A 21,295-nucleotide genomic window follows, 5' to 3' on the forward strand; every position below is an offset into this window, starting at 1 on the left:
CGGGGCCCTCGGTGTCGTGGTGGCGCAGGTCAGGCCGGGAAGCGCCGCCCCACCCACCGCCAGGCGATCTCCAGGACCGCCGCCGCCGTCGCGGCGATGGCGACCGCCGCCCAGGGCATCACCGTGCCGACGAGCTTCAGCGCGAAGAACTCCTGGAGCCACGGCACGACGAGGACCAGCAGGAACGCGCCGGCCATCGTGGCGACGAGGCCGATCCGCCACCAGGTGTACGGGCGGGCGACGATCGCCAGGACCCACAGGGAGACCAGGAACAGGCAGAGCGTCGCCGCGCTGGTCTCCGCGTCCAGCGCGCCCGTGCCGCTGTAGTGCGAGCGGGCGAGCAGGTACGTGGCGAAGGTCGCCGCCGCCGCGATCACGCCCGCCGGGACCGCGTACCGCATCACGCGGCGGACGAAGTGCGGCTTGGCGCGCTCCTTGTTCGGGGCGAGGGCCAGGAAGAAGGCGGGGACGCCGATGGTGAGCGTGGAGAGCAGGGTCAGGTGCCGGGGGAGGAACGGGTACTCGACCTGTGAGCAGACCACCAGGATCGCCAGCAGCACCGAGTAGACCGTCTTGGTCAGGAACAGCGTGGCGACCCGGGTGATGTTGCCGATCACCCGGCGGCCCTCCGCCACCACCGAGGGGAGGGTGGCGAAGCTGTTGTTGAGGAGGACGATCTGCGCGACGGCCTTGGTCGCCTCCGAGCCGGAGCCCATGGAGACGCCGATGTCGGCGTCCTTCAGCGCGAGGACGTCGTTGACGCCGTCGCCCGTCATGGCGACGGTGTGGCCCCGGGACTGGAGCGCGCCGACCATGTCGCGCTTCTGCTGCGGGCTGACCCGGCCGAAGACCGCGTTCGCGTCGATCTCCTCGCCCATGGCCTCCCGTTCCGCCGGAAGCTTTCGCGCGTCGACGGTGGCGGAGGCGCCCGGCAGGCCCAGCTTGGCGGCGACCGCGCCGACGGCGACCGCGTTGTCACCGGAGATGACCTTGGCCGCGACGTTCTGGTCCTCGAAGTAGCGCAGGGTCTCCGAGGCGTCGGGGCGCAGCCGCTGTTCGAGGACGACGAGCGCGGCGGGCTTCGCGCCCTGGGCCGGGGAGGGGGCGTCCAGCGGGCGGGCGGCCCGCGCGAGGAGCAGCACCCGCAGGCCCTCGCGGTTGAGGGCGTCGACCTCGGCCAGGGACGGGTCGTCGGTGGGCAGCAGCACATCGGGTGCGCCGAGCAGCCAGGTCGTGGCCGGTCCGTCCCGGTCGGCCGGGCCCTCGGCGAGGGTCGCGCCGCTGTACTTGCGGGCCGAGGAGAACGGCAGGGCTGCGGTGGCGCGCCACTCGCCGCCGTCCGGGTAGGCGTCCACGATCGCCTGGAGGGAGGCGTTGGGCCGGGGGTCGGAGGCGCCCAGCGCGCCCAGGACCCGGCGGGCGTACGCCTCGTCGGTGCCGTTGAGGGGGCGCAGCTCGGTGACGTCCATGCCGCCCTCGGTCAGGGTGCCCGTCTTGTCGAGGCAGACGACGTCGACGCGGGCCAGGCCCTCGATCGCGGGGAGTTCCTGGACCAGGCACTGCTTGCGGCCGAGGCGGATCACGCCGATCGCGAAGGCGACGGAGGTGAGCAGGACCAGGCCCTCGGGGATCATCGGGACGATGCCGCCGACGGTCCGGGCGATGGAGTTCTTGAAGTCGGTGTCCTTGACCACGAGCTGGCTGATGATGAGCCCGATCGCGGTCGGGACCATCATCCAGGTCACGTACTTGAGGATCGTGGAGATGCCGGAGCGCAGCTCGGAGTGGACGAGGGTGAAGCGGGACGCCTCCTCGGCGAGCTGGGCCGCGTACGCCTCCCGGCCGACCTTGGTGGCGGTGAACGCGCCGCCGCCCGCGACGACGAAGGAGCCGGACATCACCTGGTCCCCGGGCCGCTTGAGGACGGGGTCGGCCTCGCCGGTCAGCAGGGACTCGTCGATCTCCAGGTTGTCCGCCTCGACGATCTCGCCGTCGACGACGACCTTGTCGCCGGGGCCGAGTTCGACCACGTCGCCGAGGACGATCTCCGAGGTGGACACGGACAGGGCCGCGCCGTCCCGCCGTACGCGCGGTTTCGCCTCGCCGATGACGGCGAGGGAGTCGAGGGTCTTCTTGGCCCGCAGCTCCTGGATGATGCCGATGCCGGTGTTGGCGACGATCACGAAGCCGAAGAGGCTGTCCTGGATCGGGGCGACGAAGAGCATGATCACCCAGAGGACGCCGATGATGGCGTTGAAGCGGGTGAAGACGTTGGCGCGGACGATGTCCACGGCGGAGCGCGAGCTGCGCACGGGGACGTCGTTGACCTCGCCGCGGGCGACCCGTTCGGCGACCTCGGCGGAGGTGAGGCCCGTCGCGGACGCGGCCGGGCGGCGGCTGGGCGGTGGTTCCCGGGGGTGCACGGGGTCGAGTTCGGCCCCCGCGTCGATGACCGGTGTGTGCCCGTCCGGCTCGGGTCCGTCGGTGCCGATGTCCGCCCGCTGAGTCATGGTTCAGACGGTACGGGGGCCGGGGCCGCCTCACCCCCCGAGGGGGCGCGGGATCCGACCGGGGTCGTACGTGGATCGTCCCGGAGGACGACGGGAGGGGCCGCCGGGGCGGCCCGGGGGAGGGGGCGGGTGGTCAGCCGCGGGGGGCCTCGGCGGTCCCGGCGTCCGCGGGCCCGGAGGACGCCGCTCCGGAAGCCTGCGCCGCCTGGGCGCGCTTGATCGCCGCGTCCCGGCCGCGGACGTACCAGATGCCGATGAGGCCGAGGCCGCCGCCCGCCAGGCAGGTCCACACCCACCAGGTCAGGCCGCGGTCGTCGAACCAGCCGTAGAAGGGGACCTGGACGAGGAACATCACGAACCACAGGATCGTGCCGCCGGTGATGGTGGCGACGATCGGACCCTCAAGGGGTTCGGGTGCCTCGTGCCGGGGGGTCCACTTCGCCATGCGGACCAGTGTAGGGCGGGGTGGGGCGGGGGTGCCGGGGGCCTCCGGGGCAGGTCGCCGACCCGCCCCGACCGTCGGCGCGGGCCGCCCGTGCCCTTGCGCCACAAGGCTCTACGCGCGGAGATAGCGATCTTCCCTTCATATGTTCATACTGAAACCGATTACGGCTGACTGATTCCTGTCGTGGGAACCTCCAAGATCAGCCGCTTTTTTGTGCCATCCCCGTCCCCTCGCACGACTGAGGTTCCGCATGTCCCCCTCGGCCACCGCCAAGGTCGACCAGCCCGACCTGCCGCCGCCCCCGGTCCAGCCCGCCGGCGGACTGGACCGTTTCTTCAGCGTCAGCGAGCGCGGCTCCAGCCTCGCCCGCGAAGTGCGCGGAGGCTTCGCCACCTTCTTCGCGATGGCCTACATCCTGGTGCTGAACCCGATCATCCTCGGCAGCGCCAAGGACATGTACGGGCACCAGCTGGACGGCGGGCAGCTCGTCACCGCCACCGTGCTCACCGCCGCGTTCTCCACCCTCCTGATGGGCGTCATCGGCAACGTCCCGATCGCGCTCGCCGCGGGCCTCGGCGTGAACACGGTGGTCGCCCTCCAGCTCGCGCCCCGGATGTCCTGGGCCGACGCCATGGGCATGGTCGTGCTGGCCGGTTTCGTGGTCATGCTGCTGGTCGCCACGGGCCTGCGGGAACGCGTGATGAACGCGGTGCCGCTCAGCCTGCGCAAGGGCATCGCGATCGGTATCGGCCTCTTCATCATGCTGATCGGCCTGGTGGACTCGGGCTTCGTCTCCCGCATCCCGGACGCCGCGCACACCACCGTCCCCCTCCAGCTCGGCACCGCGGGCCACCTCACCGGCTGGCCGGTCCTCGTCTTCGCGCTCGGCACCCTGCTCACCCTCGCGCTGCTGATCCGCAAGGTGCCCGGCGCGATCCTGATCTCCATCGTCGTGATGACGGTGGTCGCCATGGTGATCAACGCGGTCGCCGAGGTCCCGAGCTGGGGCCTGACCACGCCCGAGTGGCCCGGCAACCCCGTCGCCTCGCCCGACTTCGGGCTGTTCCTGGAGTTCAGCCTCTTCGGCGGCTTCGAGGAGGTCGGCCTGCTGACCGGCTGCCTCTTCGTCTTCACCGTGCTGCTGTCCTGCTTCTTCGACGCGATGGGCACCATCCTCGGCGTCGGCGACGAGGCCAAGCTCATGGACAAGAAGGGCAACTTCCCGGGCATCAACAAGGTGCTGATCGTCGACGGCGTCGCGGTCGCGGCCGGCGGGGCCAGTTCCGCCTCCGCCAACACCTGCTTCGTGGAGTCCACGGCGGGTGTCGGCGAGGGCGCGCGCACCGGTCTGGCCTCGGTCGTCACGGGTCTGCTGTTCTCGGTGGCGCTGTTCCTCACACCGCTCGCGACGATGGTGCCCTCGCAGGCGGCCACGCCCGCGCTGCTCGCGGTCGGCTTCCTGATCCTCGCCGGGTCGGTCCGGGACATCGACTGGGCGGACTGGACGGTCGCCGTGCCCGCCTTCCTGGCGATGGTGATGATGCCGTTCACCTACTCGATCACCAACGGCATCGGCATCGGCTTCATCGCCTTCGCCGTGCTGCGCCTGGCCGCCGGACGCGGGCGCGAGGTGCCCGCCGCGATGTACGTGGTGTCGGCGGTGTTCGTCTTCTACTACGCGATGCCGGCGCTCGGCCTGACCTGATCCCCTTCGCCGGCCGCCGCCGGCTCCGTCGTACGGCCCCCGGTCCCGGTCCGCTCCCGGTCGGGGGCCGTCGGCGTCCGCCCGTAGAACTTCTCGGTCTCGTCGACGGCCGCCTTGAAGCGTTCGTCGAAGTCGTCCCGGACGAGGGTCCGGACCACGTAGTCCTGGACGCTCATCTGCCGTCGTGCCGCATGGAGTTTGAGCCGGTCGAGCAGCTCACTGTCTATCCGCAGGCTGAGCACTGTCGATCCCATGCGTGCCAGGGTCACCGGGGGCCGGTCGTCCGTGCGTCGCTTTCCGGCCGAATCTCACTCATTCGGGTGAGTCATCGGCGCGGACCGTGACCGAATCGCGGGTGCATACCGGGTGGTCTTTAGTCAGGGTAATGAGTTACGCTAAGAAACATGCCTGATCTGTCGCACGGCACCGACGCGGACGTCGCCGCCGTGAACGCCCTGCGGTCCGCCGTCATGCGGCTGGGCCGCCGTCTGAAGCACCAGCGCGTCGACGAGTCGCTGAGCCCGACGGAGATGTCCGTCCTCGGCACCCTCGCCCGCTGCGGCTCCGCGACCCCCGGCGAGCTGGCGCGCAAGGAGCACGTACAGCCGCCGTCGATGACCCGGATCGTCGCACTGCTGGAGTCGAAGGGGCTGGTCAGGCTGGAGCCCCACCCCGACGACCGCCGGCAGAAGGTCGTCAGCCAGACCGAGCGGGCCGAGGCCATGCTCGAAGAGAGCCGCCGCAAGCGGAACGCCTGGCTGACCGGCCTCGCCGAGGGTCTGGACGAGGAGGAGTGGGCCAAGCTGCGCGAGGCCGCTCCCGTGCTGGAGAAGCTCGCGCAGCTCTAGGACACCTCCCGCGGGCCGCGACCGGCTGCGGATGCCATCTCCGGGGCCCGCCCGCACCATCACCAGAGAACGACCAACGAGCGAACGAACGAACGAGCGAACGGACCACAGCACGACCGCCGACCACAGCACAACCGCCGAGCCGAGGAGGCGACCCCTTTGAGTACGGGACCCGGAGCAGACTCCGCCCCCGCACCGCACCCCGACGACAACAACGACACCCCCACCACCGGCGCCACCGCCCCCAAGCAGACGATGTTCAGCTCGCTGAGGATCCGGAACTACCGGCTCTTCGCGCTCGGGCAGGTGGTCTCCAACACCGGCACCTGGATGCAGCGCATCGCCCAGGACTGGCTGGTCCTCACCCTGACCGGATCGGCCTCCGCCGTCGGCATCACCATCGCGCTGCAGTTCCTCCCCATGCTGCTCTTCGGCCTCTACGGCGGTGTGCTCGCGGACCAGCTGCCCAAGCGGCAGCTGCTCCTCGCCACCCAGGGGGCCATGGGTCTGACCGGGCTCGCCCTGGCCGTGCTGACCCTCGGCGGACACGTCCAGGTCTGGCACGTCTATCTGACCGCGTTCCTGCTCGGCCTGGTGACCGTGGTCGACAACCCGGCGCGGCAGTCCTTCGTCTCCGAGATGGTCGGCCCCGAGCAGCTCCGCAACGCCGTCTCGCTGAACTCGGCCAACTTCCAGTCCGCCCGGCTGGTCGGCCCCGCCGTCGCCGGTGTGCTGATCACGGCCGTCGGCAGCGGATACGCCTTCCTCTTCAACGGGCTGTCCTTCCTCGCGCCGATCGCCGGTCTGCTGCTGATGCGCCCCGCCGAACTGCACAAGGTCGAACGCGCCCCGCGCGGCAAGGGGCAGCTCCGTGAAGGGCTGCGCTATGTCGCCGGGCGGCCCGAGCTGATCTGGCCGATCGTCCTCGTGGGCTTCATCGGCACCTTCGGCTTCAACTTCCCGATCTGGCTCGCCGCCTTCGTCGACGAGGTCTTCCACGCGGACGCCGGCACCTACGGGCTGCTGAACACCCTGATGGCCATCGGCTCCCTCGCGGGGGCGCTGCTCGCGGCCCGGCGGGGCAGCTCCCGGCTGCGGATCCTGGTCGGGGCGGCGATCCTGTTCGGCTTCCTGGAGATCGTCACCGCCTTCGCGCCGACGTTCTGGGTGTTCGCGGCGCTGATGGTCCCGGTCGGCATGTTCGGCCTGACCGTCAACGTGACCGCGAACTCCAGCGTCCAGATGGCGACGGACCCGCTGATGCGGGGCCGGGTGATGAGCCTGTTCATGATGGTCTTCACGGGCGGCACCCCGCTGGGCGCGCCGCTGGTGGGCTGGGTCACCGACGTCTACGGCCCCCGGATCGGCTTCGCGGCGGGCGGCGCGGTCGCCATGCTCGCGGCCGTCGCGGTCGGCGTCGCCCTGGCCCGCGCGGGCGGTCTGCGGCTCTCGGTCGGCTGGCACCACGGCCACCCGCGGGTCCGCTTCGTACCGCGACGCGAGCGGCTGGCGACGGCGGCGTAGCCGGCCGCGCCGGACCTCGGGGTCCGGACCCGCCCTCGGACCCGCCCTCGGGCCCGGCCTCGGACCCGGCCTCGGACCCGGCCTCGGACCCGGTCCGGTCGGGGCCGGGCCCGAGGGGTGGGCCGGGTCCGATACTGGGCGGCATGAGACTCTTCGCCGCCGTGCTGCCGCCCCCGGCCGTCGCCGACGAGCTGGCCGAGGCGCTCGTCCCGCTCCACGCGCTGCCCGGCGCGGACGGGCTGCGCTGGACGGAGCGGGCCGGGTGGCACCTCACGCTGGCGTTCCTGGGGGAGGTCGAGGACGCGCTCCTGCCCGAGCTGGCCGAACGCCTCGGCCGCGCCGCCCACCGCACGCCCCCGTTCCCGCTCCGGCTGCACCGGGGCGGGCGGTTCGGGCGGCGGGCGCTGTGGACCGGCGCGGCCGGGGGCGTCGACGAGTTGCGGCGGCTGGCCGAACGGGCCGGGGCGGCGGCCCGGCGCGCGGGTGTGGACATGGGCGGGCCCGAGCGGTTCACGGCCCACCTCACGCTCGCCCGCGCCCGCGCGGACCTGGATCTGCGGCCGTACGCCGAGGCCCTCGCCGGCTTCGAGGGCACGCCCTGGCAGGTGGACCGGATGGCTCTCGTCCGCAGCCACCCGCCGGCCGGCGGGGTGCCGGGGGAGCGGCCGCGCTACGAGGTGGCCGACTCCTGGCCGCTGGAGGGAGCGGGTTAACCTCGACGGGTGAAGACGAAGACCCGCAACCAGATCATGGCCGCCGTGCTCGTGCTGCTGTTCGCGATCGTCGCGGTGGCCGGCGCGCTGGGCTGACCCGCGCGGTCGCCGTTCGGCCAGGGCTTCTTCCCGGCGGGCCGACGGGGTGCGGCCTCGGGCCGGCCTCGGGCTCAGTCGTCCTGGGGGCAGAGGTCGACCGCGACCACCTGGTTGCCCTGCGTCCCATAGCCCGGGAAGGTCGCCGTCGCACCCGGCGCGACCGTCCGGCAGGGGACCTCGCCGCCGTCCAGGTACCTGACCGTGAGGTGCTGCGCGCCCTCGCAGCCGTTGGTGACGAAGGTGTAGCGCCAGCTCGCGGAGTGGGTGACGCACCCGGGGGCCGGAACGGGTGCCGTGACCTGAGCCGGGGCGGCCGAGGTGGCCGGGGCGGCCGCGGTGGCGAGGCTCGTGCCCCCGCCCGCCAGGAGGGCCACGGCCGCGGGTATCGCGAGAAGAACTGTTGAACGCACGACGGATCGCATGGGGCTTCCAGCCTTCACTTCTCGAAGTCGTCCTTACGGAGCGAGCGTAGAGCGTCACGACCCGTGGATGAAAGACTTTGCGGAAACTTGCGAAAGAACCTTCGGCGACGTTCCGCGCCCCTTGCTTCGAGCGGACTCGAAGGCGTTGGCTGACACCATGAAGTACACGCAGCTCGGACGCACCGGTCTCAAGGTCAGCCGACTCGTCCTCGGGACCATGAACTTCGGGCCTCAGACCGACGAGGCCACCAGCCACACGATCATGGACGCCGCGCTCGACGCGGGTCTGAATTTCTTCGACACCGCCAACGTCTACGGATGGGGCGAGAACAAGGGCCGCACCGAGGAGATCATCGGCACCTGGTTCGCCAAGGGCGGCGACCGCCGCGACAAGGTGGTCCTCGCCACCAAGGTGTACGGCAACATGGGCGCGGACGGCGAGGCGTGGCCCAACCACGACCGCCTCTCCGCCCTCAACATCCGCCGCGCGGTGGACGCTTCACTGAAGCGCCTGCGGACGGACCACATCGACCTCTACCAGTTCCACCACATCGACCGGCGCACCCCGGTCGAGGAGATCTGGCAGGCGGTCGACGTCCTCGTCCAGCAGGGCAAGATCCTCTACGTGGGCTCCTCCAACTTCCCCGGCTGGAAGATCGCCCAGGCCAACGAGACGGCCACCCGCCTCGGTTCGTACGGACTGGTCAGCGAGCAGTGCCTCTACAACCTGGCCGAGCGCCGGGCCGAGATGGAGGTCATTCCGGCCGCTCGGGAGTACGGCCTCGGGGTCATCCCCTGGTCGCCGCTGCACGGCGGACTGCTCGGCGGGGTCCTCAAGAAGGAGTCCGAGGGCGGCCGCCGCGCGAGCGGGCGCAGCGCCGACGCGCTGGCGAACACCTCGGTCCGCGAGCAGGTGCAGGCGTACGAGGACCTGCTCGACAAGCACGGCCTGGCGCCCGGCGAGACCGCCCTCGCCTGGCTGCTGACCCGCCCCGGTGTCACCGGCCCCATCGTCGGCCCCCGCACCCCGGACCAGCTCGCCTCCGCCCTGCGCGCGGTCGAGCTGGACCTCACCGACGACGTTCTCGCCTCCCTCGACGAGATCTTCCCGGGCCCGGGCCCGTCCCCCGAAGCCTTCGCCTGGTGAACACACCCACCTGAACGCACCCGCGTGAACACACCCGCGTGAACACACCCGCGCCCCGGGGCGGTTCGGCTCTCGCCCGGACCGGCCCGGGGCGCGGTGCGCTACTCGCGCGGGAACTCGGCGGTGCTGAGGACCAGTCCGACGGCGGTCTTCGTCACGTCCACGTCGGTGCCGAAGGCGACGGTCGTCTCCGTCGCGTAGTCCCCGTCCTTGGCGTCGGTTTAGACATGGACCTTGCCCTGGTAGGGGTCGGCGATGAGCAGCACCGCGACCTCCGCCTCGGCGTACGCGCGCTTCTTGGGCCCGTAGTCGTTGTGGCCCGTGCCCCGGGAGATCACCTCGGCGACGAAGGCGACGTCCTGGTGGCTCCAGCGGCCCCCGGCCGCCACCCGTACGGTGCCCGGCCGTGCGGTACAACGATACGCACGGTGACCGGGTCACGTCCGGCCGTACGGGCGCGCGGCGGGGGCCGGTTCGGGACGGGTGGGCAGCGCGCGAGGCCGGGCCCTCGGGGAAGGGCCCGGCTCCGGGGAGTGGTCGCGGGTGGGTCAGGACTGCGCGTAGACCGCCGTCGCGAAGGCCGCGATCTGTTCGTCGCTGAGGTTCTTGGCCACGTTCGCCTCGGTGATCATGCCGACCAGGCGGTGGCCGCCGTTCACGTCGATCACCGGGAGGCGTTTGACGTGGTGGTTCTCCATCGCCTCCAGGACCTCGGCGGCGCTCGCCTCGGCGTCCACCCAGTGGAGTTCGCCGGCGAGGGTCCCGGCCTGGACGGTCGCCGGGTCGACTCCCTCGGCGCAGCAGCTGACCACGATGTCCCGGTCGGTGATCATGCCCGTCAGGCGGTTGTTGTCCCCGCAGATGGGCAGCGCGCCGACGCCGAGATCCCGCATCATCATCGCCGCGTCCCGCAGTGACTGGTGCGCTCCCACACAGGTCGCACCGCTCGTCATGATGTCCTTGGCTCGCAACTCGTGGGCCATGGGTCAACCCCTCTCGCGTATCGGCCCCGTTGTTTCGACGGTACGCCGGGTGCCCGGTGGGCGCCGTTCCAATCGGGACCGAGGAGAACCCCCCCGCGAACGGTCAGCGCGGCAGCCTCAGGTCCGTGCAGCCGCGGGCCTTCGCCGCGCGTTCCGCGAAGCCCTTCAGGGCGGAGCGGAGGAAGCCGGGGGCGGGGGCGGCGGACTGCTGGGGGTCGATGCTGAAGACCGCGCGGACGGAGGTGCCCGGGCAGGCGGCGGTGGCCCAGGCGACGTCGCCGGTGCGGCCGCTGTCCGCGTTCAGGGAGCCGGGCCGCGGGGGATCGGTGCGCAGGCGCTGGGCGAACGGGCCGAAGGAGGCGGTGAGGCGGTAGAGGTCCCGGCCGTCGCCCGGGGTCGCGCCGAGGACGCAGCGTTCCAGCGGGGAGGCGCCGGTCGTCTTCGTCTCCCGGACCGCGCGGACCTCCTCGTCGCCGTCGAGTGGGATACCGGCGCAGGTGCCGTCGGCGAGGGACGGGTCCTCCTCCAGGAGGCCGTACGTCTCGTCCTCCTCGGGGTCCGGGAGGCCGGGGAGGGTGCCGCCGAGGCGGGTGTCGCAGTCGTGGTGGGCGGCGGCGCGGGCGGCGGTGGCGGTCACCAGCCGGGCGAAGGGGCGGTTCCCGCCGGAGGCGCCCGCCGAGACGAGGACCGAGGTGTCCTTGCCGGCGCACGGCAGCACGACGGCGGTGGCCGAGGCGTCCGCGTAGCCGGTCCAGCCGCCGCCGAGTTCCCTGGGCAGCGCGTCCCCGGCGCTCTCGTCCAGGTGGTCGAAGAGATCGCCCGCGCGGTCGTGCCCGGTGGCGCCGCCCGGCACCTCCGCGATCACGAGGTAGGTCTCCGCGACCTTGCAGAAGTGGTACGGCGGTTCCTCCGCCGGCGAGAACCGGTCGAGCGGCAGGCCGTTGCCGGCGTCCAGGCCGGTCGCCTGGGCCGCCTCCTCGTAGGGCAGCAGCCCGCCGCAGTACGCCGCGAGACGGTCCTCGAAGCGCCAGCCCTTCCCGGTGTCGCTCCAGCGGTACCAGCCGTAGCCCACGGCGGTCAGTACGGCGAGGGGCAGGGCCACGTAGAGCGCGACGCGGCGCAGGGCGGCGTTCATCGGGCGGTCCTTTCGGGCGCGGGGGCGACTGCGGGTACGGCGGGTGCGGGCGCGACGGGAGGGTGCCGGTGCCGGACGGCTGCCGGGGTGTCAGGCCGCGACGCCGTACGCCCGGCCCACCCCCCACGCCTGGTGCATCGCGTCGGCGAACGCCCCCGCGAGCTTGGTCTCGCCCGTGGGGCCGGGGTGGGTGCCGTCGTAGGTGTCGGTGCGCAGGTCGTAGCCGGCCGGGCGGGAGGCCATCAGGAGGGGGGAGCCGGGGGCGTCCAGGTCGGCGACGGCCTTGGCGAGCAGGACGTTGAAGCGCGCGCACTCGGCCGCGAAGGGCGCGTCGGTCTCGGCGCGGACGTTGGGGATGACGGGCAGCAGGACCATCCGGACGGACGGGTTCGCCGCGCGGGCCCGGGCCACGAACTCCCTTACGTTCAGGGCCGTCTGCTCGGCGTCGGTGTAGAAACCGAGGTCTATCAGGCCGAGGGAGACCAGCAGCACGTCCGGCCGGTGCGCGCGTACGGCGTCCTCGACGACCGGGGCCATATGGAGCCAGCCCTCGCCCCAGCCGGCCAGGTGGCGACGGGCCTCGGGCGGGAAGTCCGGGTCGGCGTAGCGGGTGGAGACGGGGGCGTCGGCCTCGGTGTCGTACAGCTCGTGGCGCGGGCCGACGATGGCGAACGGCTCGCCGAGGGCGGACAGGTGCTGCCACATCCGGTAGCGCCAGCTGAAGTCCCCGGCGCGCCCGATGGTCATGGAATCGCCGACGAACATGAAGCGCATGGCGGTCATCATCGCGGAACCGGCCGGTAACCGGGCAGTGATCGCCGGTGTGAGACCGGCCACGGCGCCTGTGTGGGACCGGCCACGGCGGGGAGCGGCTCCGCGCGTGAGCGGGGCGGGGGCTCCGGTCGGCGGCGTGCGGCCGCGGGCGAGGTGGCAGGCTGGGGGGATGCGCCCGCCTGCCCTTCTCGCCGCTGCCGCCCTGCTCGTGACGGCCGCCGCCGCTCCCGCCGCCGCCGACGGGGACCCCGGGTTCACCATCGAGGACCCGAGGATCACCGAGTCCAGCGGACTGGCCGCGAGCCGCGCCCACCCGGGCGTCTACTGGACGCACAACGACCAGGACGAGCCCCGGGTCTTCGCCGTGGACTCCGCGACCGGGAAGACGGTCGCGACCGTCACCCTGCGCGGGGTCGGCACCCCCCGGGACATGGAGGCGATCTCCGTCGGCGCGGACGGCAACGTCTACGTCGGCGACATCGGCGACAACCTCGACGGCAGCTGGGACCACGTCTGGATCTACCGCTTCCCCGAGCCGAAGCAGCTCGGCGACCGCACCGTGACGGCCACCCAGTTCGACGTGAAGTACGCCGACGGGCCGCGCAACGCCGAGGCGATGATGGTCCATCCGGTGACCGGACGCGTCTACATCGCCTCCAAGAACGAGGACGGCGGCGGCCTGTACGAGGGCCCCGAGCGGCTGAGCACCGGCGGGACGAACGTGTTCCGGCGCATCGGCGAGGTGCCCTGGGTGACCGACGGCGCGTTCTCCCCGGACGGGAAGGAGCTGGTGCTGCGCTCCTACTTCAGCGCGCGCCGGTATGTGTGGAAGGACGGCCGGCTCGGGGCGGACGAGCGGGTCCGGGCGCCGATCCAGCGGCAGGCCGAGTCGGTGACGTACACCCTGGACGGCACGGCCCTGATGTTCGGCACCGAGGGCGGGCGGAGCCCGGTCGAGCGGGTGGAGGCGCCGTCCCGCGAGGGCGGCGGAACGGGCGGCTCCGGGACGGGCGGTTCCGGCGGGTCCGGTGCCGGTGAGCCCGACGACGGCGGTGGCGCGGCGGGCGAGGGGGACAGCGCGACGACGTACGGGGTGCTGCTCCTCGCGGGCGGCGCGCTGCTGGTCTTCGCGCTGCGCCGGCGGGGCGACAGGTCGTCGTAGTCGTACCCCGGTGGTGGTGGCGCGGCGGATTCAGGCGCCGCGCCCCGCGAGTCCGGTGCGCCAGGCCCAGGCCGCGATCTCCACGCGGTTCCTGGCGGTGAGCTTGGCCTGGACGTTGGTGAGGTGGGTCTTGACCGTGCCGACGGTGATGGACAGGGCGGCGGCGATCTCGCCGTTGGTCATTCCTTCGGCCAGCAGCATGACGACCTCCTCCTCCCGCGGGGACAGCCGGGTGGCGGGCTCCCGCCGGGCGGAGGAGGTACGGAGCCCTTTCAGCAGCCGCACGGTGATCGACGGGCTGACCATGGCGTCGCCGGCCGCGGCCGCGCGGACGGCTTCGGCGAGCAGGCGGGGCCCGGAGTCCTTGAGGATGAAGCCGCAGGCGCCCGCCTCCACCGCACGGGTCAGGTACTCCTCGTCGTCGAAGGTGGTCACCATGACGACCTGCGGCCGGTGCGCGGTGTAGGGCCGGGTGAGCTGACGCAGGGCGTCCAGGCCGTCGAGGCGCGGCATCCGGATGTCCATCAGGACGACGTCCGGGCGGTGCAGCGCGGTCATCTCCAGGGCGTGGAGGCCGTCCCGGGCGTGGGCGACGACCTCGATGTCGTCCTCGGCGGAGAGGATCATGGCCATGCCGGTGCGGACGATCTCCTGGTCGTCGGCGAGCAGTACCCGGATCACGGAAGGTCCTTCCACACGCTGCCGAAGGGAATCCGGGCGCTCACCCGCCACTGTCCCTGGTTGCCGGGCCCCGCCTCGGGGCCCGCCTCAAAGGTGCCGCCCTCGGCCGTGACACGTTCTTCGAGCCCGACGAGACCGTACCCCGCCGGGCCCCCGCCCGGACCGGGCCGGTCGTTGACGACGTCGACCTCGGCGGTCCCCGAAAGGGCACGGAGCGATACGGACACCTTCCGGGAATCCGGTGCGTGCTTGCGCACATTGGTCAGCGACTCCATGACGACCCGGTGCACGACCAGCACGGTCGCCGCGGGCAGGCCGCCCACGGGCCCCTCCTGCACAAGACGGGCCCGCTCGCCTCCGGGCAGGGCGAAATCCGCGACGAGATCACGCAGTTGATCCACGTCTCCGGCCTGTACGGGCCCGGTCTCCGTACGCAGCCCGCTGACCATGTGCCGCAGAGCCCGCAGCGCTTCCGCGGCGGCCCCCTCGATCTGCCCCAGCGCCGACGCGGTCAGCTCCGGTCTGGACGCCGCGACCACCTGGGCCCCCTGCGCCTGGACGACGATGCCCGTCACATGGTGGGCCACGAAGTCGTGCAGGTCCCGGGCGAAGGCGAGCCGCTGCTCAAGACGCACCTGCTCGGCGTAGCGCCGGCGCTCGACGGCCACCAGCCGGGCCACCAGCGCCCCGACCAGCGCGACGCACACGGCGAAGGTGCAGAACAGCGCCACGATGAGGCTGTTCTCGCTCACCTCCACGGCCACCGGCCGCACGACCACCGCCGTGCACAGCAGGACGGCCGCCACGGAGGCCGGCCGGGCGGCACCGTGCCGGACCGTGAGGACCAGCACCACGATGAGCGCGCTGATCTCGAACAGGGTGTAGGCGTCGGCACGCGCCGCCGCCGACCCCCGCTGTCCCGCCGCGAGATGCATCCACGCGCTGGCCCCCAGGGACACGGCGCCCGCGATCCCGCCGGCCACCGCCAGTACCCACGGCCCCCGTCGCGACCGGCGCAGCCCCCAGGCAGGCACCACCAGGAGCGGCGCCGCGGCCGAGAGGCGTGCCTGCGGCGCGAGAGCGGATTCGTAGACGCCGCTCCGGTAGTCGGCGGCGATCGCCAGGAGCAGGACGCTCCCCACGGCGGCGACGCCGAGGCAGAGCAGTGTGCCGCGCACCCAGGAGGTGCGGCGGCCGGAGAGCACGGAACGCATACCCGCAGCCTACGGACCCTGTATTCCCCGGCCCTCTGCCGAAAGTCGTAGGGCGCCCGCCCGGTTTCCGTCCTCCGGCAGATCCCCGGCGGCACCCCGCACGGACACGATCGCTTCAACGATCCGTACGAGCCCGCCGCAGGAGCAAGACGTGAACTTCCAGACCCAGATCCCCACCGCCGCCGTCCTCGGCCCGGCACTCGCGGTCTTCGCTCTCCTCGCCCTCGCACGCCGGCGGGGCGGCGCCCCCGGGTGGCGCGGCGGTCCGCTGGTGCTCCGGGTCCTCACCGCGCTCTACGCGGCGGCGGCCGTCGCCATCACGATCTTCCCGCTGTGGGTGTACGGCGGCGAGTACCGCAACGCGATGCCCTGGACCAACCAGATCCAGCCGATCCCGCTGCTCACGGCGGATGTCTCCATGCTCCCGAACGTCATCATGTTCCTCCCGCTCGGCTTCCTCCTGCCCCTGTTCTCCGACCGCTTCACCCGTGGGCGCACCGTCGCGGTCTGCGCCCTCGCCAGCCTCGGGATCGAGCTCACGCAGCTGCTGCAGTACATCGCCCTCGGCAACGGACGCGCCGTCGACATCAACGACCTGATCGCCAACACCCTGGGCGGCCTCCTCGGCTACGCCGTCCTGCGCGCCGCGCGGCGCGCAGCCGCCCTGCGCGGCGTCCTGGACCGGTTGTCCGCCGCGCCCACCACCGTCTGACCCTCCGGGCCGGGCCCGGGACGGCGGCGTCTCTCCTACGAGGCGCTGTCCGCCGCGTCCGGGCCCGGGGCAGTGTCCGTGTCCGCCTCCGTGTCCGCCTCCGGGGTTGCGTCCTTGTCCGGGTCCGGGGCCGTGTTCGCGTCCGTGTCCGCCGTCTCCCGGCTGCGGACCAGCGCCTCCAGGCCCGCGACCAGGCGTTCCAGGCCGAAGGAGAAGTGGTCGAAGTCCGAGGTGAAGGTGTCCTCGGCGAGGGCCGCCATCAGCGGGTACTCGCCGCTGAGCATCGCCTTGCTCAGGAAGGGCTCCTGGCTGTTCCAGAAGTCCTCCTCGCTCTGGCCCGTCTGCTGCGCTGCCTCCACCGCCTCCAGTTCGGTGCGCGCGATGCCCGAGACATAGCTCTGCACGGTGATGATCACCGAGATCAGCTCGGTGTCGCCCAGCCGCATCGCGCGCAGCGCGTGGAGGGCGTACTCCAGGCCGCGCAGGGCGCTGGGGCCGAGGACCGTGCGGGAGAGGTTGACCTTCAGCAGCCAGGGGTGCGTGCGGTAGAGGGTCAGATGCGCGCGGGCCATGTCGCGGACGGCGTCCTGCCAGGGCGCGGTCCCGGCCGGGGGCGCGTCCGGCAGGGGCTCGCCGGTGACGCGGTCGAGCATCAGGTCCAGCAGCTCGGCCTTGCCGGGGACGTACCGGTAGAGGGACATGGTGCCGGTGCCCAGCTCGGTGGAGAGCCGGCGCATGGAGACCGCGCCCAGCCCCTCCGCGTCGGCGATCCCGACGGCGGTCGTCACGATCCGGTCCAGGGTCAGGCCGGGCCTGGGGCCGCGCGAGGGGCGTTCGCCGGTGCCCCACAGCAGTTCCAGGCTGCGCGCGACATCGCCTGCGCCGGTCGTGTCCCTCGTCGTCATGGCCTCACCCTAAGCCCCGGAACAGAAACTGGGTACACCGTACTCTCAATAGGGTACGGTGTACCCAGTTCGGATCCGGCGCATTCGGATCCCGCGCGCAACGGGTGGAGGAGCAGTGGCAGAACACGCAGTCGTCGCCGAGGGCGTCAGGAAGCGCTACGGCGACAAGCACGCACTCGACGGCCTCGATCTGGTCGTCCACCAAGGCACCGTGCACGGCCTGCTCGGGCCGAACGGCGCCGGAAAGACCACCGCCGTCCGCACCCTCGCGACCCTGCTGCGCTTCGACGCCGGCCGGGCCGAGGTCGCCGGGATCGATGTGCGGCGCGACCCGCGCGGGGTGCGTGCCCGGATCGGCCTGGCCGGCCAGTACGCGGCGGTGGACGAGACCCTGACCGGGCGTCAGAACCTGGAGCTGTTCGGCCGGCTGTTCCACCTCGGCGGCCGCCGGGCCCGGCTGCGCGCCACCGAACTGCTGGAGCAGTTCGACCTGGTGGACGCGGCGGGCAAGGGCGTCGGCAAGTACAGCGGCGGGATGCGCCGCCGGCTGGACCTCGCCTCGTCCATGATCCTCGCGCCGCGGGTGCTCTTCCTGGACGAGCCCACCACCGGGCTCGACCCGCGCTCCCGGGGCGAGGTGTGGGAGGCGGTGCGGCGGCTGGTTGCCGAGGGGACCACCGTCCTGCTCACCACCCAGTACCTGGAGGAGGCCGACCGGCTCGCCTCCCGGATCACCGTGATCGACCAGGGCCGGTCCATCGCCGACGACACCCCCGACGGGCTGAAGAACCGCGTCGGCGGCGACCGGGTCGAGGTCGTGGCGAGCGAGGCGGGGGACCTGGACGCGGTCGCCCGGACCGTCGCCCGGGTCGCGGACACCGAACCGGCCGTGGACGCGGTCGAGCGGCGCGTCCACGCACCGGTCAGCGACCGGGTCGCCGCCCTGACGGAGGTGGCCCGCACCCTCCAGGACGAGGGCGTCCGGGTGGAGGACATCGGCCTGCGCCGGCCCAGCCTGGACGACGTCTTCCTGCGCCTGACCGGCCACGGGGCGGCGGCGGACGCGGTGCCGGGCCTGGGCCCGGCGGCGGCCGGGGGATCGAAGGACACCACGAGGGCGAAGGAGACCGTCGCATGAGCGCGCTCGGCACCGACACCAGGGCCCGCGCCGGGGACACGACCGCGGGCGCGGCCCGCCCCGCACCCGTGGACCTGACTGTGCGGGAGACGCACTCCCGCGCCTACTGGGCGGTCTCCGACTGCTGGAACGTGGTGCGCCGGGGGCTGACGTACTACCAGCGCCAGCCCGTGCTGATCGCCTGGCAGCTCGGCTTCCCGATCGTGTCCGTGCTGCTCTACGGCTATGTCTTCGGCGGCGCGATGAAGTCGCCGGACGGCGGCAGCGTGCGGGACTTCCTGATGCCCGGCATGTTCGCCATGACCATGGCCTTCGGCTTCATGAACACCGCGATCGCGGTCGTCACCGACGCCTCCAAGGGCGTGATCGACCGGTTCCGCTCGATGCCGATGGCCCCCTCGGCCGTCGTCACCGGCCGGGGCGTCAACGACCTCATCGTGGCCTGCGCCGAACTCGCCATCCTCGCCGCGACCGCGTTCGCGATGGGCTGGCGCTCGGACGGCGGAATCCTCGCCACCGCGGGCGCGTTCGGGCTGCTGCTGCTCCTGCGGTTCTGCCTGATCTGGGTCGGCGTCCTGCTCGGCCTGGTCGTGCCGACGCCCGAGGCCGGGGGCAGCCTCTACGCGGTCGCGTTCCCGCTGACGATGATCTCCAGCGTCTTCGTGCCGCCGTCCACGATGCCGGACTGGCTGGGCGCCATCGCCGCGTGGAACCCGATCTCCTCGACCGCCGCCGCCACCCGTGAGCTGTTCGGCAACCCGGTCGCGAGCGACGGGAGCTGGATCCAGGAGAACGCGCTGCTGATGGCGGTGGTCTGGCCGCTGGTCATCACGGCGGTCTTCCTGCCGCTGGCGGTGCGGCGGTTCCAGCGCCTCAGCCGCTGACGACCGCGGCGCGGCCGGGCCCCGGGCCCGACCGCGCCGCGCTGCGGCTCTTCGCCGTTACAGCTTCTCGATCACGTAGTCCACGCAGGCGGTGAGCGCCTCGACGTCCGCCGGGTCGATCGCCGGGAACATCGCCACCCGGAGCTGGTTGCGGCCCAGCTTGCGGTACGGCTCGGTGTCCACGATGCCGTTGGCGCGCAGCGCCTTGGCGACGGCGGCCGCGTCGATCTCGTCCGCGAAGTCGATGGTGCCGATGACCTGCGAGCGCTTCGCCGGGTCGACCACGAACGGGGAGGCGTACTTGGACGCCTCGGCCCAGCCGTACAGGGCGCGCGCGGAGGCGGCGGTGCGGCCCGTCGACCAGTCCAGGCCGCCCTGCCCGTTGATCCACTTCAGCTGCTCGTTCAGCAGGAAGAGGGTCGCCAGCGCCGGGGTGTTGTAGGTCTGGTTCTTGCGGGAGTTGTCGATCGCCGTCGGCAGGCTGAAGAACTCCGGGACATGGCGGCCGGAGGCGTGCACCCGCTCGGCGCGCTCGATCGCGGCCGGGGAGAACACGCCGATCCACAGGCCGCCGTCGGAGGCGAAGGACTTCTGCGGGGCGAAGTAGTAGACGTCGGTCTCGGCGATGTCGACGGGCAGGCCGCCCGCGCCGGAGGTGGCGTCCACCAGGACGAGCGCGCCCTCGTCGGCGCCCGCGACCCGCTTGATCGGGGCGGCCACGCCGGTGGAGGTCTCGTTGTGGGTGAGGCCGTAGACGTCGACGCCGGCCTCGGCGCGCGCCTCGGGGTGGGTGCCCGGGTCGGAGGAGATCACGGTCGGCTCGGCCAGCCACGGGGCCAGCTTCGCGGCCTTGGCGAACTTGGAGGAGAACTCGCCGAACGACAGGTGCTGCGACTTGTTCTCGATCAGCCCGTGGGTCGCGACGTCCCAGAAGGCGGTGGAGCCGCCGTTGCCCAGGATCACCTCGTATCCCTCGGGCAGGGAGAACAGGGCGCGCACACCCTCGCGGACCTCGCCGACCAGGTTCTTGACCGGGGCCTGGCGGTGGGAGGTGCCGAGGAGGGAGGTGCCGGTGGCGGCCAGGGCGTCCAGCGCCTCCGTACGCACCTTGGAGGGGCCCGCGCCGAAACGGCCGTCGGCGGGCTTGATGTCAGCGGGAATCTGGATATCAGCCACGAGCCGGAGCGTATCTGCTCGGCGGGCCCCGCGCGGCCCCGGTCCGGACGATGAGACCGCGGGGGAGGGAGGGTGCGCGGGGTGACGCGGGGCGCGTGTCACGGGAGTCCGCGCCCCCCGTGCCCGGCCCGTGGCTCACGCCCGCGCGCCCGGTGCCTGCCGCGCGCCCGTGGGTCACGCCCCCGGCTCCCGCTCCGCGTCCGCGCGCCCGTGGGTCACGCCCCCGGCTCCCGCTCCGCGTCCGCGCGCCCGTGGGTCACGCCCGCGCGGTGCTCAGGTGCTCCATGAGGGCGATCAGCACGAACTTGCTGGACGAGTGGTCCCGGGCGTCGAACTCGACCAGCGGCACCCCGGCGGGCAGCCCGAGCTCGCCCCGGATCTCGTCCTCCGAACGGAACGGCCCGCCGAAGTCGTTGACGGCCACGATGAACGGCGTGCCGTGGTGCACCAGCCGGTCGACGGCGAACCGCGCGGCCTGGACCGCCCGCGTGTCCACCAGCACCACCGCCCCGTAGGTGCCGTCCAGCAGCCGGTCCCACAGGAAGCGGAAGCGCTCCTGGCCGGGTGTGCCGAAGAGGCAGAGGACGGACCCGTCGTCGAGGGTGATCCGCCCGAAGTCCAGGGCCACCGTGGTCGCGGTCTTCGCCGGGGTGAGCACCGCGCCGGCGGTGACGTCGCCGGCGTCGCTGATCGCCTCCTCGGTGTGGAGCGGCCGGATCTCGCTGACCGAGCGCACCATCGTCGTCCGGCCGGTCCCGTATCCGCCGACCACGGCGATCTTCGTCGCGGCGGTCTTCGTCGCGGCGGCTCTCGTCGCACTGAGGGGCGTCCCGGCGCGGGTCATGGTGTCCGGGGGGAGTGTTTCTCGGGGGTGCCGGTCATCGAGCGGTGCCTTCCGGGGGTGCGGTGGGCGCGTTGTGAGCCGCCGGCTTCTGATCCGGCGTCTGCATTCTGATCTGGAGTCTGATCACGAGTCCGATCAATCCGTGGTCACTATAGGAGAGCTGACGATCAGTTGGGCAAGGGTCCTGCGGTCCCGGCTTCGCCGCCGGTGCGCAACGTCCGCAACCGACCCGGTTTCCGCCCCCGCGCGGCCCCCGTCCCGCCTTGCGCCGCCC

21 protein-coding genes and 1 pseudogene are annotated in these 21,295 nt (G+C 72.7%); 9 read left to right on the forward strand and 13 right to left on the reverse strand.

Going from position 1 to position 21,295, the window contains the following annotated elements; genetic code table 11:
- Positions 1-29: 29 nt before the first annotated feature.
- Positions 30-2,510 carry an HAD-IC family P-type ATPase gene (locus ABZ457_RS02705; protein ID WP_359153120.1) on the reverse strand — a complete coding sequence of 827 codons (2,481 nt, stop codon included), beginning with the start codon at positions 2,508-2,510 and terminating at the stop codon, positions 30-32.
- A gap of 133 nt (positions 2,511-2,643) precedes the next feature.
- Complete coding sequence (locus ABZ457_RS02710) at positions 2,644-2,955, reverse strand: DUF2530 domain-containing protein (protein ID WP_359153122.1); 312 nt, start codon at positions 2,953-2,955, stop codon at positions 2,644-2,646.
- Between the two features lie 250 nt (positions 2,956-3,205).
- Here ABZ457_RS02710 and ABZ457_RS02715 point away from each other — a divergent pair, with 250 nt between their 5' ends.
- Positions 3,206-4,660: an NCS2 family permease gene (locus tag ABZ457_RS02715; protein WP_359153124.1), complete on the forward strand. Its 1,455-nt coding sequence runs from the start codon at positions 3,206-3,208 to the stop codon at positions 4,658-4,660.
- On the opposite strand, the gene ABZ457_RS02720 is transcribed toward ABZ457_RS02715, so the two are convergent.
- Entirely contained in the window at positions 4,630-4,914 is a 285-nt protein-coding gene (locus ABZ457_RS02720) for a hypothetical protein (protein WP_359153126.1), read from the reverse strand. The two genes, ABZ457_RS02715 and ABZ457_RS02720, sit on opposite strands and share 31 nt — an antisense overlap.
- Positions 4,915-5,064: 150 nt before the next feature.
- On the opposite strand from ABZ457_RS02720, the gene ABZ457_RS02725 reads away from it, so the two are divergent.
- From ABZ457_RS02725 to thpR, 3 genes are all read left to right on the forward strand, one after another.
- A complete protein-coding gene (locus tag ABZ457_RS02725; protein WP_359153127.1) occupies positions 5,065-5,508 on the forward strand; it encodes a MarR family transcriptional regulator in 444 nt (147 codons plus the stop codon).
- Positions 5,509-5,667: 159 nt separating this feature from the next.
- Positions 5,668-7,032, forward strand: coding sequence for an MFS transporter (locus ABZ457_RS02730; protein ID WP_359153129.1), 1,365 nt, complete (start codon positions 5,668-5,670; stop codon positions 7,030-7,032).
- Positions 7,033-7,175: 143 nt separating this feature from the next.
- Positions 7,176-7,745 (forward strand): RNA 2',3'-cyclic phosphodiesterase, encoded by a 570-nt coding sequence (gene thpR, locus ABZ457_RS02735; RefSeq protein ID WP_359153131.1) that lies wholly within the window; start codon positions 7,176-7,178, stop codon positions 7,743-7,745.
- A 170-nt stretch (positions 7,746-7,915) separates the two neighbouring features.
- Here the strand turns inward: thpR and ABZ457_RS02740 are convergent, their stop codons facing one another.
- Positions 7,916-8,266 (reverse strand): alpha-amylase, encoded by a 351-nt coding sequence (locus ABZ457_RS02740; RefSeq protein ID WP_359153133.1) that lies wholly within the window; start codon positions 8,264-8,266, stop codon positions 7,916-7,918.
- 157 nt (positions 8,267-8,423) lie between these two features.
- Between ABZ457_RS02740 and ABZ457_RS02745 the strand changes: the two genes are divergently transcribed.
- Entirely contained in the window at positions 8,424-9,413 is a 990-nt protein-coding gene (locus ABZ457_RS02745) for an aldo/keto reductase (protein WP_359153135.1), read from the forward strand.
- Positions 9,414-9,514: 101 nt separating this feature from the next.
- On the opposite strand, the pseudogene ABZ457_RS02750 reads toward ABZ457_RS02745, so the two are convergent.
- From ABZ457_RS02750 to ABZ457_RS02765, 4 genes and pseudogenes are all read right to left on the reverse strand, one after another.
- Positions 9,515-9,790: pseudogene (locus tag ABZ457_RS02750) on the reverse strand (Uma2 family endonuclease); the annotation flags it as partial.
- A gap of 171 nt (positions 9,791-9,961) precedes the next feature.
- On the reverse strand, positions 9,962-10,396 hold the full coding sequence (locus ABZ457_RS02755; RefSeq protein WP_359153137.1) for a CBS domain-containing protein: 435 nt from the start codon (positions 10,394-10,396) through the stop codon (positions 9,962-9,964).
- 103 nt (positions 10,397-10,499) lie between these two features.
- Complete coding sequence (locus ABZ457_RS02760) at positions 10,500-11,531, reverse strand: hypothetical protein (protein ID WP_359153139.1); 1,032 nt, start codon at positions 11,529-11,531, stop codon at positions 10,500-10,502.
- A 90-nt stretch (positions 11,532-11,621) separates the two neighbouring features.
- Complete coding sequence (locus ABZ457_RS02765) at positions 11,622-12,305, reverse strand: GDSL-type esterase/lipase family protein (RefSeq protein ID WP_359153141.1); 684 nt, start codon at positions 12,303-12,305, stop codon at positions 11,622-11,624.
- A gap of 169 nt (positions 12,306-12,474) precedes the next feature.
- Between ABZ457_RS02765 and ABZ457_RS02770 the strand changes: the two genes are divergently transcribed.
- Positions 12,475-13,467 carry a WD40 repeat domain-containing protein gene (locus ABZ457_RS02770; protein ID WP_359153143.1) on the forward strand — a complete coding sequence of 331 codons (993 nt, stop codon included), beginning with the start codon at positions 12,475-12,477 and terminating at the stop codon, positions 13,465-13,467.
- 30 nt (positions 13,468-13,497) lie between these two features.
- Here ABZ457_RS02770 and ABZ457_RS02775 read toward each other — a convergent pair whose 3' ends face one another.
- The gene (locus tag ABZ457_RS02775) at positions 13,498-14,163 is read right to left on the reverse strand and encodes a response regulator transcription factor (protein WP_359153145.1); all 666 of its coding nucleotides are present in this window, start codon (positions 14,161-14,163) and stop codon (positions 13,498-13,500) included.
- Positions 14,145-15,362: a histidine kinase gene (locus ABZ457_RS02780; protein WP_359153147.1), complete on the reverse strand. Its 1,218-nt coding sequence runs from the start codon at positions 15,360-15,362 to the stop codon at positions 14,145-14,147. Before ABZ457_RS02780 ends, ABZ457_RS02775 begins: the two co-directional genes overlap by 19 nt.
- A gap of 151 nt (positions 15,363-15,513) precedes the next feature.
- Here ABZ457_RS02780 and ABZ457_RS02785 point away from each other — a divergent pair, with 151 nt between their 5' ends.
- Positions 15,514-16,074: a VanZ family protein gene (locus ABZ457_RS02785; protein ID WP_359153149.1), complete on the forward strand. Its 561-nt coding sequence runs from the start codon at positions 15,514-15,516 to the stop codon at positions 16,072-16,074.
- A gap of 35 nt (positions 16,075-16,109) precedes the next feature.
- Here ABZ457_RS02785 and ABZ457_RS02790 read toward each other — a convergent pair whose 3' ends face one another.
- Positions 16,110-16,979 (reverse strand): TetR/AcrR family transcriptional regulator C-terminal domain-containing protein, encoded by an 870-nt coding sequence (locus tag ABZ457_RS02790; RefSeq protein ID WP_359153151.1) that lies wholly within the window; start codon positions 16,977-16,979, stop codon positions 16,110-16,112.
- 115 nt (positions 16,980-17,094) lie between these two features.
- Between ABZ457_RS02790 and ABZ457_RS02795 the strand changes: the two genes are divergently transcribed.
- Both ABZ457_RS02795 and ABZ457_RS02800 read left to right on the forward strand, forming a co-directional pair.
- Positions 17,095-18,117: an ATP-binding cassette domain-containing protein gene (locus ABZ457_RS02795; RefSeq protein WP_359153153.1), complete on the forward strand. Its 1,023-nt coding sequence runs from the start codon at positions 17,095-17,097 to the stop codon at positions 18,115-18,117.
- Positions 18,114-19,001 (forward strand): ABC transporter permease, encoded by an 888-nt coding sequence (locus ABZ457_RS02800; protein ID WP_359153155.1) that lies wholly within the window; start codon positions 18,114-18,116, stop codon positions 18,999-19,001. The genes ABZ457_RS02795 and ABZ457_RS02800 overlap by 4 nt, the downstream gene beginning before the upstream one ends.
- 57 nt (positions 19,002-19,058) lie before the next feature.
- Here ABZ457_RS02800 and serC read toward each other — a convergent pair whose 3' ends face one another.
- The gene (gene serC, locus ABZ457_RS02805; protein ID WP_359153157.1) at positions 19,059-20,177 is read right to left on the reverse strand and encodes a phosphoserine transaminase; all 1,119 of its coding nucleotides are present in this window, start codon (positions 20,175-20,177) and stop codon (positions 19,059-19,061) included.
- Between the two features lie 256 nt (positions 20,178-20,433).
- Positions 20,434-21,021 carry an ATP/GTP-binding protein gene (locus ABZ457_RS02810; protein ID WP_359153159.1) on the reverse strand — a complete coding sequence of 196 codons (588 nt, stop codon included), beginning with the start codon at positions 21,019-21,021 and terminating at the stop codon, positions 20,434-20,436.
- Positions 21,022-21,295 lie beyond the last annotated feature (274 nt).

The sequence above is a fragment of the Streptomyces sp. NPDC005805 genome (genome assembly GCF_040630445.1).
Lineage (GTDB): Bacteria > Actinomycetota > Actinomycetes > Streptomycetales > Streptomycetaceae > Streptomyces.

What these genes read in the sequence shown, in the direction of transcription:
- ABZ457_RS02705 (WP_359153120.1), bottom strand. Translation starts at nt 2,510, where the DNA reads ATGACTCAGCGGGCGGACATCGGCACCGACGGACCCGAGCCGGACGGG.
- ABZ457_RS02710 (WP_359153122.1), bottom strand. Translation starts at nt 2,955, where the DNA reads ATGGCGAAGTGGACCCCCCGGCACGAGGCACCCGAACCCCTTGAGGGT.
- ABZ457_RS02715 (WP_359153124.1), top strand. Translation starts at nt 3,206, where the DNA reads ATGTCCCCCTCGGCCACCGCCAAGGTCGACCAGCCCGACCTGCCGCCG.
- ABZ457_RS02720 (WP_359153126.1), bottom strand. Translation starts at nt 4,914, where the DNA reads ATGGGATCGACAGTGCTCAGCCTGCGGATAGACAGTGAGCTGCTCGAC.
- ABZ457_RS02725 (WP_359153127.1), top strand. Translation starts at nt 5,065, where the DNA reads ATGCCTGATCTGTCGCACGGCACCGACGCGGACGTCGCCGCCGTGAAC.
- thpR (WP_359153131.1), top strand. Translation starts at nt 7,176, where the DNA reads ATGAGACTCTTCGCCGCCGTGCTGCCGCCCCCGGCCGTCGCCGACGAG.
- ABZ457_RS02740 (WP_359153133.1), bottom strand. Translation starts at nt 8,266, where the DNA reads ATGCGATCCGTCGTGCGTTCAACAGTTCTTCTCGCGATACCCGCGGCC.
- ABZ457_RS02745 (WP_359153135.1), top strand. Translation starts at nt 8,424, where the DNA reads ATGAAGTACACGCAGCTCGGACGCACCGGTCTCAAGGTCAGCCGACTC.
- ABZ457_RS02755 (WP_359153137.1), bottom strand. Translation starts at nt 10,396, where the DNA reads ATGGCCCACGAGTTGCGAGCCAAGGACATCATGACGAGCGGTGCGACC.
- ABZ457_RS02760 (WP_359153139.1), bottom strand. Translation starts at nt 11,531, where the DNA reads ATGAACGCCGCCCTGCGCCGCGTCGCGCTCTACGTGGCCCTGCCCCTC.
- ABZ457_RS02765 (WP_359153141.1), bottom strand. Translation starts at nt 12,305, where the DNA reads ATGCGCTTCATGTTCGTCGGCGATTCCATGACCATCGGGCGCGCCGGG.
- ABZ457_RS02770 (WP_359153143.1), top strand. Translation starts at nt 12,475, where the DNA reads ATGCGCCCGCCTGCCCTTCTCGCCGCTGCCGCCCTGCTCGTGACGGCC.
- ABZ457_RS02780 (WP_359153147.1), bottom strand. Translation starts at nt 15,362, where the DNA reads ATGCGTTCCGTGCTCTCCGGCCGCCGCACCTCCTGGGTGCGCGGCACA.
- ABZ457_RS02790 (WP_359153151.1), bottom strand. Translation starts at nt 16,979, where the DNA reads ATGACGACGAGGGACACGACCGGCGCAGGCGATGTCGCGCGCAGCCTG.
- ABZ457_RS02800 (WP_359153155.1), top strand. Translation starts at nt 18,114, where the DNA reads ATGAGCGCGCTCGGCACCGACACCAGGGCCCGCGCCGGGGACACGACC.
- ABZ457_RS02810 (WP_359153159.1), bottom strand. Translation starts at nt 21,021, where the DNA reads ATGACCCGCGCCGGGACGCCCCTCAGTGCGACGAGAGCCGCCGCGACG.